This window comes from Rhodococcus sp. NPDC056516 (assembly GCF_042794655.1).
Lineage (GTDB): Bacteria > Actinomycetota > Actinomycetes > Mycobacteriales > Mycobacteriaceae > Rhodococcus_F.
The window spans coordinates 136,991-156,320 of the sequence record NZ_JBHTTG010000004.1 but is presented as its reverse complement, the minus strand read 5'-3'; the positions used below and the strand labels follow the sequence as shown (position 1 = coordinate 156,320).

Annotated in this window: 13 protein-coding genes; 4 read left to right on the top strand and 9 right to left on the bottom strand. The window is 63.7% G+C overall.

The genetic code is table 11. From position 1 onward, the window contains the following. Window positions 1-73 precede the first annotated feature (73 nt). Window positions 74-1,693 carry an ABC transporter substrate-binding protein gene (locus ACFQ6Y_RS13580; protein ID WP_378633243.1) on the bottom strand — a complete coding sequence of 540 codons (1,620 nt, stop codon included), beginning with the start codon at window positions 1,691-1,693 and terminating at the stop codon, window positions 74-76. Window positions 1,694-1,886: 193 nt separating this feature from the next. Continuing rightward, window positions 1,887-3,482: a Na+/H+ antiporter gene (locus ACFQ6Y_RS13575; RefSeq protein ID WP_317826763.1), complete on the bottom strand. Its 1,596-nt coding sequence runs from the start codon at window positions 3,480-3,482 to the stop codon at window positions 1,887-1,889. A gap of 26 nt (window positions 3,483-3,508) precedes the next feature. On the opposite strand from ACFQ6Y_RS13575, the gene ACFQ6Y_RS13570 reads away from it, so the two are divergent. Both ACFQ6Y_RS13570 and ACFQ6Y_RS13565 read left to right on the top strand, forming a co-directional pair. Next, entirely contained in the window at window positions 3,509-3,829 is a 321-nt protein-coding gene (locus tag ACFQ6Y_RS13570; protein ID WP_378633238.1) for a UBP-type zinc finger domain-containing protein, read from the top strand. A 292-nt stretch (window positions 3,830-4,121) separates the two neighbouring features. After that, window positions 4,122-6,434, top strand: coding sequence for a pyruvate dehydrogenase (locus ACFQ6Y_RS13565; RefSeq protein ID WP_378633234.1), 2,313 nt, complete (start codon window positions 4,122-4,124; stop codon window positions 6,432-6,434). Between the two features lie 51 nt (window positions 6,435-6,485). On the opposite strand, the gene ACFQ6Y_RS13560 is transcribed toward ACFQ6Y_RS13565, so the two are convergent. Together ACFQ6Y_RS13560 and ACFQ6Y_RS13555 are read right to left on the bottom strand one after the other, a co-directional pair. Beyond that, window positions 6,486-8,105: an ABC transporter substrate-binding protein gene (locus ACFQ6Y_RS13560; protein WP_378633229.1), complete on the bottom strand. Its 1,620-nt coding sequence runs from the start codon at window positions 8,103-8,105 to the stop codon at window positions 6,486-6,488. Between the two features lie 174 nt (window positions 8,106-8,279). Next, window positions 8,280-8,570, bottom strand: a complete 291-nt coding sequence (locus ACFQ6Y_RS13555; protein ID WP_003943546.1) for a putative quinol monooxygenase — start codon at window positions 8,568-8,570, stop codon at window positions 8,280-8,282. Between the two features lie 71 nt (window positions 8,571-8,641). On the opposite strand from ACFQ6Y_RS13555, the gene ACFQ6Y_RS13550 reads away from it, so the two are divergent. Beyond that, a complete protein-coding gene (locus tag ACFQ6Y_RS13550) occupies window positions 8,642-9,544 on the top strand; it encodes an SDR family NAD(P)-dependent oxidoreductase (RefSeq protein ID WP_378633224.1) in 903 nt (300 codons plus the stop codon). 1 nt (window position 9,545) lies between these two features. Here ACFQ6Y_RS13550 and ACFQ6Y_RS13545 read toward each other — a convergent pair whose 3' ends face one another. Both ACFQ6Y_RS13545 and ACFQ6Y_RS13540 read right to left on the bottom strand, forming a co-directional pair. Continuing rightward, a complete protein-coding gene (locus tag ACFQ6Y_RS13545; protein ID WP_378633220.1) occupies window positions 9,546-10,271 on the bottom strand; it encodes a hypothetical protein in 726 nt (241 codons plus the stop codon). 149 nt (window positions 10,272-10,420) lie between these two features. Beyond that, the gene (locus ACFQ6Y_RS13540) at window positions 10,421-11,293 is read right to left on the bottom strand and encodes a hypothetical protein (RefSeq protein ID WP_378536264.1); all 873 of its coding nucleotides are present in this window, start codon (window positions 11,291-11,293) and stop codon (window positions 10,421-10,423) included. Between the two features lie 212 nt (window positions 11,294-11,505). Here ACFQ6Y_RS13540 and ACFQ6Y_RS13535 point away from each other — a divergent pair, with 212 nt between their 5' ends. After that, complete coding sequence (locus ACFQ6Y_RS13535) at window positions 11,506-12,072, top strand: DUF732 domain-containing protein (RefSeq protein WP_378633215.1); 567 nt, start codon at window positions 11,506-11,508, stop codon at window positions 12,070-12,072. On the opposite strand, the gene ACFQ6Y_RS13530 is transcribed toward ACFQ6Y_RS13535, so the two are convergent. From ACFQ6Y_RS13530 to gltB, 3 genes are all read right to left on the bottom strand, one after another. Beyond that, on the bottom strand, window positions 12,073-12,969 hold the full coding sequence (locus tag ACFQ6Y_RS13530) for a cutinase family protein (RefSeq protein ID WP_230816160.1): 897 nt from the start codon (window positions 12,967-12,969) through the stop codon (window positions 12,073-12,075). It lies immediately after the preceding gene. Between the two features lie 183 nt (window positions 12,970-13,152). Beyond that, a complete protein-coding gene (locus ACFQ6Y_RS13525) occupies window positions 13,153-14,604 on the bottom strand; it encodes a glutamate synthase subunit beta (RefSeq protein WP_378445324.1) in 1,452 nt (483 codons plus the stop codon). Beyond that, a complete protein-coding gene (gltB, locus tag ACFQ6Y_RS13520; protein ID WP_378633207.1) occupies window positions 14,597-19,195 on the bottom strand; it encodes a glutamate synthase large subunit in 4,599 nt (1,532 codons plus the stop codon). The genes ACFQ6Y_RS13525 and gltB overlap by 8 nt, the downstream gene beginning before the upstream one ends. Between the last annotated feature and the right edge of the window lie 135 nt (window positions 19,196-19,330).

Genomic DNA, 19,330 nt, shown 5'->3' with positions numbered 1-19,330 from the left:
CCGGCCCCGATCCGCTGAAATATGGGCGCGGGGCCGGCTGTGAACTTCAGGCTCTCCAGGACTTCCAGGCTCTCTAGGACTTCCAAGCTCCGTCGAAGAGCACGATTCCGTCGAGGCTCTGCTCGAGTCCGTGAACATTCTGGTTCCACACGTCGAGTGCGGCGACGTTGCCCCACACCTGCCACGGCACCGTCTCGTTGGCGCGTTCCTGGATCTGCGCCAGGACTGCCTTCTTGTCATCGTCGGTGGTAGCAACGCCCAACTTGTCCAGGAGAGCATCCATTTCGGCGTCGGAGTAGCCGGTCGCGTTGTTGCGGCCACCGGACTTGATGCCCGTGTACAGACGCTCGTAAGGATCGGCCTCGGCGAGGCTCAGTGCTGCGGTGCTCATGTCGTAGTCGTGATCGGCATACATCCGCTTGACCAGATCACCTGCACCGGTGACGTATTCGATCTGAGCGTCGAAGCCGACTGCGTTGAGCATCGCCTGGATGGCCAGAGCCGTTGCCTGCGCGGACGGTTCCTGGATGGACAGGAACGTGATCTTGCCGTCGTACCCGTCGGCCTTGGCCTGATCGAGCAGTTCCTTCGCCTTGGTGGGGTCGACGCCGATCGGTGCGACGTCGTTGTGCCAGCGCGAGGTGTCCTGGAAGATCTCCTGGCCGGGCAGTCCCTTGCCGTTGTTGACGCGCGTGTTGAGCGTCTCCGGATCGACGGCCAGCGCCATCGCCTGTCGGACACGGACATCCGATCCGGGGCGGCCCGGGGCCATGTTCACGTTCGCGATGTAGCCGAGCGAGGGGATGTCGACGAAGCCGGGGTAACCCGACTCGATCAGATCCAGGATCGGGGTGAGCGTACGCATGTATGCAGCGTCGATACCGCCCGTCTTGAGGGCTTCGGCGGTGGGCTGAGCGCCGACGATGCTGATCAGCTTGAGCTTGTCGATGTTCGGTGCGCCGCCGTAGTAGTCGGAGCGAGCAGCCAACAGCAGTTCCTCGTTGGGAGCGAACTTCTCGAGGGTGAACGCGCCGGCACCGATCGGGGTGAACTGGTCACCCTGCTGGGCGCTCGGGGCGACGATCATGCCGGGTCCGGTGGCGAGCATCGACTGGATGCCCGTCCACGGATCAACGAGGTTGAAGACAACCGTCGTCGCGTCCGGGGTGTCGATCGAGGCAACCTTGGAAGCCCAGAGGCTCGACTGAGGTCCCTTGTTGGTGACGTAGCGGTTGATGCTGTCGGTGACGGCCTTGGAATCGAAAGCTGTTCCATCGCTGAACTTCACACCGTCACGCAACTTCAGCGTCCAGGTCTTGCTGTCCGCACTCGCCTCGAGCGACTGGGCGAGCTTGGGCTCGAACTTCTGCCCGATGGGGTCGTAGCGCATGAGCACGTCGTAGATGGCGCTGAGCTCGCTGCCACCGGTGGCACCGGCAACCTGAGCCTTCGCGGGATCGAGAGTCGTGACCGCGGAGTAGCCGCTGAAGGTCAGCGTGCCGCCCTTGGTGGGAGTGCCGGCGTCGGCCTGCTCATTGACCATGCCGATCTTCAGCGAGGAACCGGAATCAGCGGATTCGCCGCCGCCGTTGCCCGTGCCGTTGTCGGCGCACGACGCCAGGAACATACTTGCGGTGATCGCCAGCGCAGCCGCAGCCAATCTGCGACTTCCGCGGCGGGAACTACGACTCATTCGAATGCCTCCAAGGCGGGGTAAGACCGTGACGTGATGTTGAACACGAAACAGTCTGTGATGGGAGGCACAGAAAATTGGATCGAGTCTCGCTCAGTGGAATCGGTTAAGTTGCAGGCCTCAACGGTCGGGTAAACCGACCCTGGCCAGCGAATACCCTCACCGAGATCAGACCAGCCGGTCTAGTCCAGATCTAGTCGCGATCCAGCGTCGCTTCCTCGAGATCGAGCTCTCGAAGTACCTTTCGGAGCACCTCGTCGTCGATCCGGCCGGCATCGCGCTCGGCGATGAAGACACCTCGCTCGGCATCGATCATCTCGAGGCGCAGCGAGCGGAAGGCATTCGACGGGCTCTCCCCCAGATCCTCGTCGCTGCGTCCCAGTCGCTCCCAGGCCGAGTTCGCCCGGTGGGTGTTCCAGCTTCGCAAGATGTCTGCGGCCCGATTGCGGACCTGTGGAACGTCGTCGGCGTCGGCTCCGACCAACTCGTCCAGCCGCGCCGCAGCAGCCCGCGCAGCCTTGTCCTGTGCTGCCGCCTCAGCGCGCGCGTCGGACTGCGCTTCGTTGCCCTGCACGCCGAGGACTCGGATGACCCACGGCAACGTCAGACCGTGCAGCAGTAGCGTGCCGACCACAACGACAAATGTCAGGAAGAGGATCAGCGAACGCCCAGGGAAGTCTTCGCCACTGTTGACCGTCAACGGAATCGCAAAAGCAGCCGCCAGTGACACGACCCCTCGCATACCGGCCCACGACACGACGAACACTGCCCGAGCCGAAATCTCCGGCTCCCTCGCCCGGATACGGGGAGACAGCCAGCGCGGTACGTACGTGAACGGGAACACCCAGGCGATCCGCACCACCACCACGGTCACGAGCACGGCAACCGACGCCCAGACGACGATCGAGGTGCTGTACCCCTGCAATCCGTTGACGACGCTGGGCAATTGGAGACCGATCAACAGGAAGACGAACGACTCCAGAATCAGGTCGACGGCCTTCCACACTGCCGTGTCCTGCAAACGCGTCGCATAGCTCGCACGGGTGGAGCGCTGGCCGAGGAACAATCCGGCCACGACGACGGCGATGACGCCCGACGCGTGGATCTCTTCTGCAGCCAGGTAGGTGAAGAAGGGCACCACCAGTCCGATTCCGCTCTCCATCACCGGATCCTGGAGCTTGCCGCGAACCTTCGAGATGACAAACCCCACCGCGAGGCCGATCACCGTTCCACCGACCGCCGCGACGAGGAAGGTCTCGAAGCCGCCGATCAGCGTCGCACCCGTACCGACGGCGGCCGCGAGAGCGACCTTGTACGCCGTCAGAGCGGTGGCGTCGTTGAGCAGGCTCTCGCCGCCCAGCAGTGTCATGATTCGGCGCGGCAGGCCGAGCTTGCGTCCGATTGCGCTCGCGGACACCGCGTCCGGCGGCGCCACGATCGCGCCGAGAACCAGAGCAGCCGCTATCGAGAACTCCGGCACGATCAGGTAGGCGACAAAGCCCACCGCGGCCGTCGTCGCCAGGGGAAGCCCCACCGCGAGAAATCCGATCGGACGCAGATTCGAGCGCAAAGCCAGGTATGAACTGTCCAGTGCTGCCGAGTACAGAAGTGGAGGCAACACGACGAACAGGACGAGGTCGGGATCGAGTTCCAATTCCGGAACACCCGGTATCTGACAGGCGATCAAACCGACCAGGACAAGGATCAGCGGCGAAGACAGCCCGAACCTTCGCGCGACCGCCGCCACCAGCAACGCCGCTACTACAACCCCCAGTAATATGCCGTTCACCCTGGCAGCATGCAGTATGGAAGGCGATGAAGAAAATCCTGAAGCGAGCAGCAACTCGCACACAGCAGCCCGCACCCGCTACGAGCGGTTGCGAGGAACTAACCAATGCGCCCGAAACGGACCCGGCGGCGCTGACGCCCGGCGTCTGCCAGGAATGCACCGAACTGGGTGAGGATAACTGGTCTCACCTGCGCATGTGCCTGTCCTGCGGCCACGTCGGATGCTGCGATTCCAGCCCTCATCAGCACGCCACCAATCACTACCGCGAAACCGGGCACCCGGTCATGCGCTCGCACGAGCCCGGCGAATCCTGGCGCTGGTGCTACGTCCACGATCTGATGGACTGACCGCGCGCGGCTGGCGGTGCACTGCGCATTGTGCCCACCTGTCGCGGCGCACAGCCCTCGGTGTTGCGCACATTGCTCAATCCAGTGGGTAGCTATTGCCCAATCTGTATGCCGATGATGGACTTTGACGCAGAATCTGCACAACAGATCGACAGGTGCGGCTGGATTTTGCCGCACCGAACGGTTCGGCCTCAGGAAGTCCTGCCAAACATCACAACCACATCGTCGGCCCCACGATCTGGGGTACAGGCGGTGCGGTGATCGATGTCCACTATTGAAGGCAGGACCGGCCGTGAACAGCCCCAGCATCAACCAGAACGCTCCCGAGTCACTGGCGGAAATCGAGAAGCGCGTTCTGTGGTTGTCGACCGCGATGATCCATCACGCCAACCGTGTTCGGCCGAATCCCAGTGGGCTCAAGGTCGGCGGCCATCAGGCCTCGTGCGCGTCGATGGTCTCGATCATGACGTCGCTGTGGTTCGGCCAACTTCGTTCCGGCGACCGGGTTTCCGTCAAGCCGCACGCGGCTCCGGTGCTCCACGGCATCAACTATCTGCTCGGTGAACTCGACGAGTCCTACCTGACGACTCTGCGCGAGTTCGGGGGCCTGCAGAGCTACCCGAGTCGATCAAAAGATCCTGATCCGGTGGATTATTCGACCGGATCGGTGGGCATCGGCGCGACGGCTCCCATCTGGGGCGCCATTGCTCGCCGATACGTCGACGCCTCCCTCGGCGGCGCCGGAACCGGGCGTCAGTACTCCCTCGTCGGTGACGCCGAACTCGATGAGGGCGCTGTGTGGGAAGCAGTTCTCGATCATTCGGTTGCCGAACTGGGTGAGATCGTGTGGATAGTCGACCTCAACCGCCAGTCACTCGACCGGGTGGTGCCGAACATCGCGGCAACTCGCCTGGAGCGCATGTTCTCGGGTGCGGGCTGGCAGGTCATCACCGTGAAGTTCGGCGCTTTGCTGGAATCACTGTTCACCCGGCCGGGCGGCACCGCGTTGCGCGAACGAATCCTGGACATGCCGAATCCGGAGTACCAGCGTCTGCTGCGATGCACGGCCGACGAGGTTCGTCTGAGACTGCCCGGCGACGCGGCGGACGCCGACGCGATCACGGCGCTGATCGACGACCTCGACGACGCCACTGTGCTCGAGGCCATCCGCAATCTCGGTGGCCACGACCTCGACGCTCTGCGAGAGGCCTACGAGCAGATCGACGACACCCGCCCCACTGTGATCATCGCGTACACGATCAAGGGCCGGGGCCTGCCGACGCAGGGCCACCCGCAGAACCATTCGTCGCTGCTCACCACCGAGCAGTACGAGCACCTGGCGGCGGAACTCGGCATGGATCCGTCGAAGCCCTGGGAAAGGTTCGAGACCGACAGCCCGTCGGGCCGTATCTGCGCCGAAACCACTGGGCGCCTGGCTCGCCCGAAGGTGGAGCACCTGGTGCCCCCGGCAGTTCCGAAAGACATCGGGCGTACGCCCTCCGGCACGTCCACCACTCAGGCAGCACTCGGCCGGGTACTACTCGACCTCAGCCGCGAAGCACCGGACGCCGCGAAACGTGTTGTCACACTGAGCCCGGACGTCAGTTCCACCACCAACCTCGCAGGCTGGCTGAACAAGGTCGGCGTGTGGTCACCCAACGAGCGGCACAACTGGTTTGCCGACGACGCCGAAACGATCATGCACTGGCGTGAGAAGCCCACCGGTCAGCACATGGAACTCGGTATCGCCGAGACCAACCTGGTCGGGTTGATGGGCGAACTCGGTGCGACCTGGAGTCGTTGGGGCCAGCCACTCTTCCCCATCGGCGTGATGTACGACCCCTTCATCGAGCGGGCTCTCGAACCGTGGTCGTACGGCATCTACGCCGGCGGGCAGTCGATCATGGTCGGCACTCCGTCGGGCGTCACCTTGGCCGCCGAAGGTGGTGCACACCAGTCGATCAAGACCCCGTCCATCGGACTGGAACAGCCGGGTTGCACCAGTTTCGAACCGGCATTCGCCGTCGACGTGGAGTGGACGCTCCTCGACAGCATCGGACGCCTGGGTCGCCCCGACGGCAGCTCGTCGTACCTGCGCCTGTCGACCCGTCCGGTCGATCAGGCCCTGGCCGCGGTACCGACCGATCCGGCGGCGCGAGAACGCCGTCGACGTCAGGTCGTGGCCGGGGCTTACACACTGCGACACAATCCTGATCCGGTCGTCACTCTGGTCGGCATGGGTGCCACCGTCACCGAAACACTTGTCGCAGCCGAAAGACTCGGCGAGCAAGGCATTTCCGCCGACGTCGTGTGCGTGACCAGCCCGGGCTTGCTCTTCGAAGCACTCCAGTCTCGGCGTGGCCTCGCGGACGGTCCGTCGTGGATCCTGGATCAGGTCTTTCCGAGCAGCCGGTCCGCGCCGATGGTGACCGTTCTCGACGGGCACCCGCACACCCTCGCGTTCCTGACGGGAATCAACAACGTTCCGGGTGCTGTGCTCGGAGTGAGCCGGTTCGGTCAGGTCGGTTCGCTCGAGGACGTCTACCGGTACCACGGCCTCGACTCCGACAGCATCGTCCGCGCCGCCCTCGATCTCACTTCTTGATCACTCTGATGCCGAGAAGCGTCCCCCGTGGGGGACGCCTCTCGGGTCTTGTCAGTTCTTCCAGGCCTTGTCGAAGAACATGATTCCGTCCAGGCTCTGCTGAATGCCGTGGACGTTCTGTCCCCACACACCGAGCCACGGGGTGTTGCCGTAAACCTGCCACGGCACAACCTCGTTGGCGCGCTCCTGAATCTTGGCGAGCACCTCGATCTTCGCGTCGTTCGACGTCGCGACACCCAACTGGTCGAGCAGCGTATCCATCTCGGGGTCGGAGAAGCTCGTGGCGTTGTTCCGTCCACCCGACTTGAGATTCGAGTACAGACGCTCGAACGGATCGGCTTCCGCGAGGCTGGCGGAACCTGTTGCCATGTCGAAGTCGCGGTCGGCGTACAAACGCTTGACGACGTCGGCAACCGAGTTGACGTACTCGATCTGGAAATCGAAACCGACGGCGTTGGCCATCGACTGCAGTGCGAGAGCCATCGCCTGCGCCGAATTCTCCTGCAGCGTCAGGTATGTGATCTTGCCGTCGTAACCGTCGGCCTTGGCCTCGTCGAGAAGCTGCTTCGCCTTGGCGGTGTCGACGCCGATCGGAGCAACGTCGTTGTGCCAGCGGGAGGTGTCCTGGAAGATGACCTGTCCGGGCAGACCCTTGCCCTCGTTGAGTCGGTTGTCGAGTGCGACGGGATCTGTTGCGAGTGCCAATGCCCGACGGATGCGCACGTCGGCACCGGGACGACCGGGTGCCGTGTTGACCAGCGACAGGTACGACAGCGACGGAATGTCGACGAAGCCCGGGTAGCCGGAGTCGATCAGATCCAGCACGTTCGGTAGCGAACGCATGTACGCGACGTCCGTGCCGCCGCTCTTGAGCGATTCGGTGGTGGACTGCGAACCGACAATGCTGATCAACCGCAGCTTGTCCACGTTCGGGGCACCGTCGAAGTAGTCCTCCCGAGCGTCGAGGATCAATTCCTCGTTGGGAGCGAACTTCTCGAGGGTGAAGGCACCCGCGCCGATCGGGGTGAACTGATCACCTTGCTGGGCGCTCGGCGCTACGATCATGCCGGGGCCCGTCGAGAGCAGTGACTCGATACCGGTCCACGGGTCGACGAGATTGAAGACGACCGTCGACGGATCCGGAGTGTCTACCGACGCGACCTTCGACGCGTACAGACTCGACTGCGGTCCCTTGTTGGTGACGTAGCGATTGAGGCTCGCCGAGACGGCCGCCGAATCCACCGGCGTCCCGTCGCTGAACTTCACACCGTCACGCAGTTCGAGGGTCCACGTCTTGAAGTCAGAACTCGGCTCCATCGACTCTGCGAGCTTCGGAACGAATTCCTTGGAAGCCGGGTCGTACCGCAGGAGCGTGTCGTAGATGGCGCCCAACTCCGAACCGGCGACCGAACCGGCGATCTGCGTCTTCGCGGGATCGAGATTCGTGACGGCGGAGTACCCGCTGAACGTGAGGGTGCCGCCCTTGACCGGATCGCCCTCGCCGGACTGCTCGTTGACCGGGCCGATGGACAATCCCGAACCGGAGTCCGGTGCGTCGCCGCTCCCACCCCCGTTCCCGCTGTCAGCGCACGACGAGACGAACAGGCCGGCGGAGACAGCCAGCGCGACGGCGGCAACCTTGCGGTGACCGCGCCGAGAACTGCGACTCATTCAAAACCTCCAGGTCAGAAACTGTGATGTGAAGCATTGTCGAGACAGTTTGTGACTTAAGGCACAGGTATTAGTCGCAGGTCCCGCTCAGTGGAATGAAGCGCGACGATTGGTCAGTTTTCGAGCGACATCCGCAGGTCAGACCCTTAGCGAAGGTCAGGAATTCATTCTGATTCAGGCGCCTTTCAACGGATGAATCGCCGGAGCGCCGTCGAGGAGCGGACCGGCAGCGGCAAGCGCAGCCTGCAAATGCGGGGACTGCATGTGGGCATCCAACTCCTCTTGCCCGCGCCAAGTTTCGATCGTGACGAAGGTGCCGGGCGCAGCCGCTGACTCGAACAGTTCGTACGACACACAGCCGTCCTCGGACCGACTCGCCTCCGCGAGAGTTGTCAGAGCCGATCGGACGTCGTCCTCGGAACCGGACTTGGCCGGGATGGTTGCAACTACACGAAGCTCGCTCATCGGATACCTTTCGCAGAGGGGAAGTCAGCTAGAGACACACGCCACAAACGTACACACGAAAAGGGCAACCAATGGGGCTACTGAAGGACGTCACCGGCTGGCGACGCGGAACGAAGTTGCAGCGTCGACTGCGCGATCTCACCGGCACGCTGGTGGTGATCACCGGTGCGGGCAGCGGCATCGGGCGTGAAACGGCCCTCGCCTTCGCGGCCCAGGGAGCAATCGTCGTCGTCTCCGACATCAACCTCGAAAGCGCGCAGGACACTGCGGCGCTCATCAACACACCCACTCAGGCCAGCGGAGCCGAAGCGGTGTTCGGTGGCGGTTCGCACGCCTACCAGGTCGACGTGTCCGACGAACAGGCCGTAATTCGTTTCGCGGAGACGGTCGCGGCACACCACGGCGTGCCGGACATCGTCGTCAACAACGCCGGAATCGGGTTCTCCGGAACTTTCGCCGACACCGAGCAGCGCCAGTTCGAGCACGTCATGGACATCAACTTCTGGGGAGTTGTCTACGGCTGCCGCGCCTTCACCCCGATGATGATCGACCGAGGAACCGGCGGGCACGTCGTCAATCTGTCCTCGGCCGCCGCGTACACACCACAGAAGGCCCTCACCGCGTATTCGACAAGCAAAGCAGCGGTATTCATGCTCTCGGATTGCCTACGGGCAGAGCTGCTTCCACACGGCATCGGCGTCAGCACCATCTGTCCCGGCCTCGTTCACACGAACATCCTCAAGACCACCGAATTTGCCGGGACCACCGCCGAGGAGCAGCTCGAAAACCAGACCAAGGTCGACAACTTCTACCGCAAGCGCAACTTCACGCCTGATCGAGTGGCCAGCGCCATCGTGAAAGCAGTTCGCACGAACAAGGCCGTGGTACCCGTGACCGTCGAAGCCAAGCTCGGACGCACGATCAGCCGGTTGTCCCCCGGATCGATGCGCGTCGGAGCTCGGTTCGAGATCTAGGTCAGCTGCCGAAGCTCAGGCTGCCCGTGAAGCCCTGCTGCACATCGGCTTCCGAACGGGGAAGAACCTCGTAGGTGCTGGCGTACTGACCACTGAAACCGGTGACGGTGATCGGGCGTCCCACCGCAATGGCGTCGACATCGATTCCGGTCTGGGTGTTGACGAAGATGACGGTGTTTCCCTCGATGCCCGAGACCAGGATCTTGTGGCCGTACGGCAGATCGTCGACGACGGGTCCGCTCACGATTCCGGACACCGTCACGAGGCGCCCTTCGCTGGCCTCACCGATTGCATTGAGTGGCAATCGCGCCGGGCTGATCTGGGTGGCTGTACCGATTACCTCGACGGCAGTGGGGCGGACGACGAGCAGGCCCTCCTGATCCGCGAGGACTCCGGTGACCCGAACCTGATCGCCGAGAGCAATCCCGGAGTTGTTCGGATCGCTGATGTAAATGCCCGAATTGCCACTCTGGAGACCAAAGCCCTTGTCGTAGAAGCTGGATTCGAATACTCCCGACGGCGTTGTCGCGGTTCCCACGACGGTGACCGTCGTTCCGATGGCCTGCGCACGGGCTGCCGCGATGGAATCCGCGGACACCTCACCGGCAACTGGCGCCGGCTCCGCCGTTGCTGCAGTGCCGACAAACATCGTGGCCGCAGCCGCCACTGCCAGTGCCGTCACACCCCGGCGCAGGACCGGACTGGCAAGAACGCTGTCTCGAAACATGTTTGAGGACTCCCCTGTGATTTCGTGGCCGCGCAGGTCCTCCTGATGGAGTCCGCCTTCGCCCACCCTGAGGCACAGGTTATTACAGGTCGGACGCCGCAGCGGTGGTGACATTCCGTCACCACCGCTGCTTCAAGGCATCCAGGTTTTCAGGAACCGGAGCTTCCGGACGAACCGCTCGAGCCACTGGACCCGCTGGAACCTGTTCCGCCGCCGAGATCGTCGAGAGGATCGCTACCGGTGAGCCCACCCGGGTACAGGTAGGCGTCGGAGATCGTGCTGAGCGAGGTTCCGGACGTGGCCGGTACCTTTGCTCGCCAGTTGACGATCGGATTCAGCACTCCGAACGGTCCGCAGCCACTGGCGGCGGGGAGCGCGAAGCCGGTGGCCTCGTTCCCAACCGGGCTCACCTTCAGCGCAGTCGACGGCAGCACCGTGTAGGTCGGTACCACCGACGGGTCAGGCGCGAGACGGAGATTCACCGGCGCAGCCGCGGAGCCCAGGTAGCAGTTGTCACCGAGGAACGCGTTGTTGATCTTCATCCGCACCGGGATGCTCAGATCCATGTCGGTGATGATGCCGTTGAGGGTCGGGGCAGCGGTCGCCTCCACCTCGGCGGTGACTGCGGCGAGGCCGAACAGATTGCCGAACGGCAGGTCGATTCCGAGAACTCCACCCGGAACGGTCAACGGCTTGGAGTAAACACCGTTATGTCCGTCGTCGCGAGGGAGTAGAACGGTGGACTCACCTTCACCGGAGCCGGCCTCGGCGGCGATAATCATGTCGCCTTTTCCGATCGGGAGGTTGAAGCCGTTGTTGTCGAAGGTTCCGCTCTGAACCACAACCGACACACAGGATTCGGCAGCAGCCGGACACACTGCGGCACCGGGTACCGAATTGTCGACCGGATCCTGAGCCGAGGCCATCGGCGCCGCGAACGCGAGGACCGCACCTGCGGTACCTGCAATAACGGCCACGCGCGTGCCGAGACGTCTGTTGCCGTTCTTGTGAGATTTCTGCACTGATTTCTCCCTGCCGTTTATGTGATGGGGGACGAAACTCGCAGTCATTGCTTGTGTTTCGACCGCCGCCGACAAGGTCTTGCGGTGTGCTCCTACTCACAAGTAACAACTGAACAGATGTATATCACAGGACTTCGACTTAAAAACAGGGCAAAAGGGAGTTTCCTTAAAACGGACAAACTAAGCGGTACGGTGTGTAACACTCACGGGTGATGAACACGAACAGACTGGTCCTCTGCGTCGCGGCAGCGGGCCTACTCCTCAGCGGCTGCAGCAGCCAATCCGACAGCGATGCAGCGGAATCCACATCTGCTGCTACCAGTACCACGGTGGCGGCAACGTCGAGTTCGACTGCTCCGAGTACGCTCTCCGAGCTGCCGACCAGCCCGCTTGCCGTAACTCCGGAAGCCGCGCCGAGCGTCGTCGAATCGACGCCCCCAGCGGTGTCACTACCGGTAGCGCCACCGGCGAACGCAGTGCCACAGCCAAACGCACCGATCGACGCACGCTCACCGGAAGATATCGTCGCGAACGCCGGCGAGAAGGGGCAGCGGTACATCGCCGCCCTGCGTCTGGCCGGGATCCCGCCCGCCGGAATGGATTCCGCGGAGATCCTCTACGCCGACGGCACCTGCAAGGCTCTTGCCGACGGCATGCCTCGGTCCGAGGTGCTGGCGGAGTTCAACTCCGTGGGCGAGGTGTACTCGCAGATCACGCCGATGTCCTCGCAGCGCATCGCCGAGATCTACGTCGACACCGCGCAGCAGACGTACTGCTGATCAGGCCTTGCCGGCCAACCAGCCGTGCAGCCAGGATGTAGCCGAATTGCCCGCGCCGTCAACGACGTAACGCGTGTAGTCGGTGTGGACTTGCGAGCCGTAGAAGTCGACCAACTGATCGACGCGTCGCGAATTCGCGCCCGGATCGAGCTGAGCGATCAGGGCGGGGAGACCGCCAGCGGTCACCAGATCATTGACGATCACGGCGGCCTCGTCGCGCAGCGCCAGCGCACTTGCGGGAGTGGGATCGGACGCCTGAGCCATGAATCCGGCCAGACGCATCACAAAATCGTCCTTGGGCGTCGAGCAGTACAGGTCACCGACGGCGCACAGCGTCACCGTTTTGCCTGACAGCCAACCGAATCCACCGATGCGCGGGCCACTGGCACCGTTACCACCGACAGCGGGTCCGATCAGGACGTCGGACTCGGAACGGCGGGGATCGGACAGCAGGCCGACGCCCTCCACGCGAGTCGGCGGAACAACGCCGATGCCGGTTCCGATCTCGGCGGCGAGATCGCCTGCCGCGTCGGCACCCTGGCTGTATCCGACGATGGCGAAGCGAGTGTCACCGCACGAGGCTGCCATGGCGCCGATCATGCCGCGGGCATTGTCGACGGCCTGCTGCTTCGACTTGGCGTAGACGTTGGACTCCCAGGGGAACGCCGTCGCCGAGTAGGTGACGTAGTCGGTGCGCACCGAGCCCGGAAGCCCGTTGGTCACCGGGGCGAGCATGCCGGCGCCGGGCCTGGTGCCCGAGGGCTCCCACGTTCCTGGGATGGCCACGACGTAGAGGCTGGGGCAGGGATCAGCCGACGCCACGGGAGCACTGACAACCGGTACCACTACTGCCGCAGCAAGTGCCGACAACACCGCAACGAGACGCCTCGCACGCATGAAACTCCCCTGATTTACCTGAAACAACCCTTACACCACTGTCGATGCTCAGGAATCATACTGCCTGGGCGGTATGTCTGTCCGATGCACGATTGATGAAGGTTTGTTACAGATCGTACGAATTACGGGCAGAAACAAGTCCGCACCCCACCGTTGCGGTGGGGTGCGGACTTGTAGGAGCCTCTAGCGCTGCGGAGCCGCTGTCGGGTGGATCGGGGACGGAAGGGCGGTGACACCCTCGAGGTAGGTGTCCACAGCCGCTGCTGCGGAACGTCCCTCGGCGATGGCCCAGACGATCAGGGACTGACCGCGGCCCATGTCGCCTGCCACGAACACGCCGTCGACGTTGGTGTTCCACTTAGACGTGCGGGCGACGTTGCCACGCTCGTTCAAGTCGACACCGAGATCGGTGAGCAGACCCGGCTTCTCGGGACCGACGAAGCCCATGGCCAGGAGCACGAGATCGGCTTCGAGCTCGAAGTCCGAGCCCTCGACCTTCTCGAAGCGACCCGACTTCATCTCGACCTCGTGAGCCTTGAGTCCGGTGACCTTGCCGTTTTCACCGACGAAGTTCTCGGTGTTGACGGAGAACAGACGCTCGCCGCCCTCCTCGTGAGCCGAAGCCACGCGGAACATGAGCGGGTACGTCGGCCACGGAGTCTGCTCGGCGCGAGTCTCCGGCGGACGCGGCATGATCTCGAACTGGTGGACGCTGGCCGCGCCCTGACGGTGCGAGGTGCCGAGGCAGTCGGCTCCGGTGTCGCCGCCGCCGATGATGACAACCTTCTTGCCCTCAGCGGTGATGGTGGGAGCGTCGAGGTCGCCCAACTGCACGCGGTTGGCGATCGGCAGGAACTCCATCGCCTGGTGGATGCCGTCCAGCTCGCGGCCCGGGATCGGAAGATCGCGAGCAGCGGTGGCGCCACCGGCCAGAACCACTGCGTCGAACTGCTCACGCAGCTCGTCCGCGGTGATGTCCACGCCGACATTGACGTTGGTCTTGAAGACGGTGCCTTCGGCTTCCATCTGCTCGAGACGGCGGTCGATGTGCCGCTTCTCCATCTTGAACTCGGGGATGCCGTAGCGCAGCAGGCCGCCGATGCGGTCTGCCCGCTCGAAGACCGTCACTGCGTGACCGGCGCGGGTCAGCTGCTGCGCTGCAGCCAGACCGGCCGGACCACTGCCGACAACTGCGACCCTCTTGTTGGTGGCGTGCGCGGCGCGAACCGGCTTGACCCACCCTTCGTCGAAGGCCTTGTCGATGATCTCGACCTCGACCTGCTTGATGGTGACCGGATCCTGGTTGATGCCCAGGACACAGGACGCCTCACAGGGTGCGGGGCACAGACGACCGGTGAACTCCGGGAAGTTGTTGGTCGCGTGCAGACGCTCGATGGCGTCGTGCCAGTGGTCCTTGTAGACCAGGTCGTTCCACTCGGGAATCAAGTTTCCGAGAGGGCAACCGTTGTGGCAGAAAGGAATTCCACAGTCCATGCAACGGCTGGCCTGGGTCTTGAGGGTTTCCTTCGGGAACTCCTCGTAGACCTCTTTCCAGTCGAGCAGGCGCAACGGCACCGGCCGGCGAACCGGAAGTTCGCGCGACGTGTGCTTCAGGAAGCCGCTTGGATCACCCACGAGCTGCCTCCATAACTGCCTCGTCCACGTTCTTGCCATCCTTCTCTGCGGCCGCGATGGCCAAAAGAACCTTCTTGTAGTCGCGGGGCATCACCTTTGCGAAGTGACCCACCTGCTGCGACCAGTCAGCGAGGATGCGCGTGGCAACCTCGGAGCCGGTTTCGTCGCGATGACGTTCGATGGCGCCCTTCAACCAGGTGAAGTCGTCGCCCGAAAGATCCTCGAGGTCCACCAGTTCGGTGTTGAGGTTCTTCTCGAATGCCTTGTCGGGGTTGTAGATGTACGCGACGCCACCGGACATGCCGGCGCCGAAGTTACGTCCGGTGGCTCCGAGGATGACCACCTTTCCACCCGTCATGTACTCGCAACCATGATCGCCCACACCCTCGACGACGGCAGTGGCGCCGGAGTTACGGACTGCGAAGCGTTCGCCGACGACACCGCGAAGCAGAGCCTCGCCGCTGGTGGCGCCGAACAGGATGACGTTGCCACCGATGATGTTGTCCTCGGCGACAAAGCCTTCCGCTGCATCCAGCGGCGGGCGTACGACGATGCGTCCACCCGAAAGGCCCTTGCCGACGAAGTCGTTGGCGTCGCCGTGCAGGCGCAGGGTCATACCGCTGGGCACGAAAGCACCGAAGCTGTTACCGGCGGAACCGGTGAACGTGATGTCGATGGTGCCCTCGGGCAAGCCCTCTCCACCGAACGCCTTGGTGACCTCGTGGCCGAGCATGGTGCCGACCGTGCGGTTGACGTTGGTGATCGCGGACTCGAAGGAGACCGCCTCACCCTTGTCGAGTGCGTTGCGGGCCGAGACGATCAACTGCTGATCGAGCGCCTTGTCGAGACCGTGATCCTGCGTGCCGGTGCAGTGGACGTCCTGGTCCATGAACGCGGACTCGACCTGGGTGAGGATCGGCGACAGATCGAGATTGCCTGCCTTGCTTCCCTTCCAGTGCTCGAGGGCGCGCTTGGTGTCCAGCATGTCGACCTGGCCGACCGCTTCGAGCAGCGTGCGGAAACCGAGTTCCGCGAGAAGCTCGCGAACCTCTTCGGCGATGAACATGAAGAAGTTCTCGACGAATTCCGGCTTGCCACTGAAACGCTGACGCAGCAACGGGTTCTGCGTCGCGACACCGACGGGGCAGGTGTCGAGGTGGCAGACGCGCATCATGATGCAGCCCGAGACCACCAGCGGTGCGGTGGCGAAACCGAACTCCTCGCCGCCGAGCAGGGCAGCGACGACGACGTCGCGACCCGTCTTGAGCTGGCCGTCGACCTGCACGACGATGCGGTCACGAAGACCGTTGAGCAGCAACGTCTGCTGGGTCTCGGCGAGGCCGAGCTCCCACGGTGCGCCCGCGTGCTTGACGGAGGTCAGCGGGGTGGCACCGGTGCCACCGTCGTGACCGGAGATCAGAACGACGTCGGCATGTGCCTTGGAGACACCGGCCGCGACGGTTCCGACGCCGACCTCGGAGACGAGCTTCACGTGGATGCGGGCCTGCGGGTTGGCGTTCTTCAGGTCGTGGATCAGCTGAGCGAGATCCTCGATCGAGTAGATGTCGTGGTGCGGCGGCGGCGAAATCAGGCCGACGCCAGGTGTGGAGTGCCGAACCTCGGCCACCCACGGGTACACCTTGTGAGCCGGAAGCTGGCCGCCCTCACCGGGCTTGGCTCCCTGCGCCATCTTGATCTGGATGTCGGTACAGTTGCTCAGGTAGTGCGAGGTGACACCGAAGCGTCCCGACGCGACCTGCTTGATCGCACTGCGTCGCAGATCGCCGTTCTCGTCCGGCGTGAAGCGCGACGGGTTCTCGCCGCCCTCACCGGAATTGGAGCGAGCGCCCAGACGGTTCATCGCGATCGCGAGCGTCTCGTGAGCCTCGGCGGAGATGGAGCCGTAGCTCATCGCACCCGTCGAGAAACGCTTGACGATTTCGCTGGCCGGCTCGACCTCGTCGATCGAGATCGACGGCCGCTTGCCGATGTTGAAGTCGAACAGACCACGCAGAGCGGCAAGGCGCTCCGACTGGTCGTTGACCATGGTCGTGTACTCCTTGAACACCTCGTACTGGCCTGTGCGAGTTGCGTGCTGGAGCTTGAACACCGTGTCCGGGTTGAACAGGTGGTACTCGCCTTCACGACGCCACTGGTACTCGCCGCCGACCTCGAGCTCGCGGTGAGCGCGCTCTTCGGGACGATCGAGGTACGCGATGCGGTGACGTGCTTCGACGTCGGCTGCGATCTGGTCGAGGCCGATGCCACCGAGCTGCGACTGCAGACCGGTGAAGTACTCGTCCGTCAACTCCTGCGAGAGGCCGATGACCTGGAACAGCTGAGCACCGGTGTACGACGCGAGCGTCGAGATGCCCATCTTGGACATCACCTTCAGGACACCCTTGCCGGCTGCCTTGATGTAGTTCGCGATGCCTTTCTCGAGGGTCAGACCCTCGAGCTCGCCGTTCTGCAGGAACTCGTCGATGGTCTCGAAAGCCATGTACGGGTTGACCGCTGCGGCACCGAAGCCGATGAGGAGCGCCATGTGGTGCACCTCGCGGGCGTCGCCGGCCTCGACGATGAGGCCGACCTTGGTGCGCGACTTCTCACGAACCAGGTGGTGGTGCACAGCCGAGGTGAGGAGCAGCGACGGAATCGGCGCGTAGTCCTCGGTGGACTCGCGGTCCGAGAGCACGACGATGCGTGCGCCACCCTCGATTGCCTGCGAGACCTGGTACTTGATGCCCTCGAGCGCACGACGGATACCGTCGCCGCCTTCCTTGACAGGGTACAGGCCACGGATAACGACACTGCGGAAGCCCGGGAATTCGCCGTCGTCGTTGACGTGAACGAGCTTCGACAGGTCGTCGTTGTGCAGGATCGGCTGCGGGAGCGCAATCTGCTTGCAGGAGTCCGCATTCGGGTGCAGCAGGTCGCCCTCGGGGCCGATGGTCGCGCCGAGGCTGGTGACAACCTCTTCACGGATCGCGTCGAGAGGCGGGTTGGTGACCTGAGCGAAGAGCTGCGAGAAGTAGTCGAACAGCATCCGGGGACGTGACGAGAGCACGGCGATCGGAGTGTCGGTACCCATCGAGCCCAGTGCCTCGGCACCGGAGAGAGCCATCGGCTTGACCAGCAGGTTGACCTCTTCGCTGGTGAAACCGAAGAGCTGCTGACGCAGAACGACGCGCTCGTGCGACATGTACGTGTACGGGCGGTCCGGCAGGTCGTCCATGTGGATCAGACCTTCGTCGATCCACTGCTGGTACGGGTGCTCGGCAGCGAGTTCGGACTTCAGTTCGTCGTCGCTGATGACCCGGCCCTGCGCGGTGTCCACGAGGAACATGCGGCCGGGCTGGAGGCGGACCTTGCGGACCACGGTGGACGGATCGATCGGCAGAACGCCGACCTCCGACGCCATGACGACGAGGCCGTCTTCGGTGATCCACAGACGCGACGGACGCAGACCGTTGCGGTCCAGCACGGCGCCGATGACGGTGCCGTCGGTGAAGCACACCGACGCCGGTCCGTCCCAGGGCTCCATGAGAGCCGAGTGGTACTCGTAGAACGCCCGACGAGCGGGGTCCATGCTCTCGTGCTTCTCCCAGGCTTCCGGGATCATCATGAGAACTGCGTGGGGCAGGCTGCGGCCGGCGAGGTGCAGCATCTCGAGCACCTCGTCGAAACGAGCGGTGTCACTGGCGCCCTGGGTGCAGATCGGGAAGATCTTGTCCAGGTTCTCGCGGCCACCGAAGACGTCGCTGTCGATCAGGGACTCGCGAGCGCGCATCCAGTTCTCGTTGCCGGTGACGGTGTTGATCTCACCGTTGTGAGCGACCCGGCGGAACGGGTGCGCCAGCGGCCACGACGGGAACGTGTTGGTGGAGAAGCGCGAGTGGACCAGGCCCAGTGCGCTCTCGACACGATCGTCCTGCAGGTCGAGGTAGAAACCCTTGAGCTGCGGGGTGGTGAGCATGCCCTTGTAGACGAACGTCTGGCCGGACAGGCTGGGGAAGTACACGGTCTCGCTACCCGGGCCACCCTTGCCGGCGCCTTCGGAGCCGAGTTCGTGCTCGGTGCGCTTACGCACCACGTATGCACGACGCTCGAGATCCATGCCGGTGTACTTGTCACCCTCGGAGCCGATGAAGATCTGACGGAACGTCGGCATCGCGTCGCGCGCCAGTGCGCCCAGCGAGGAGTCGTCTGTTCCGACTTCGCGCCAGCCGAGAACCTTCAGGCCCTCTTCGACGACGATCTTCTCGACTGCAGCAGCAGCCTCGTGTGCATCGGCGTCGCCCTGCGGGAGGAATGCGATACCGGTTGCGTACGCGCCTTCGGCGGGCAGCGCGAAGTCCACGACAGCTCGGAAGAACTTGTCGGGAACCTGCAGCAGAATGCCCGCACCGTCACCCGTGTTGGGTTCGGATCCGGCAGCGCCGCGATGCTCGAGGTTGACCAGAGCGGTGATCGCCTTCTCGACGATGTCCCTGCTGCGGCGACCATGCATGTCGACAACAAATGCGACTCCACAGGAGTCGTGCTCATTGGACGGGTGATAGAGGCCCTGGGGGCCTGGAAGTTGCTTCATACCCAGCCTTCGTATGCCATAAAGATGCACCGACGACCAGCAGCGCTGATGGCCATCAACTTGCAATGCAAGTCCTTCAAAGCACCGACACGACGATGTGTTCGGTACCACCGAAGTAGCCGCCCTGCGCAGACG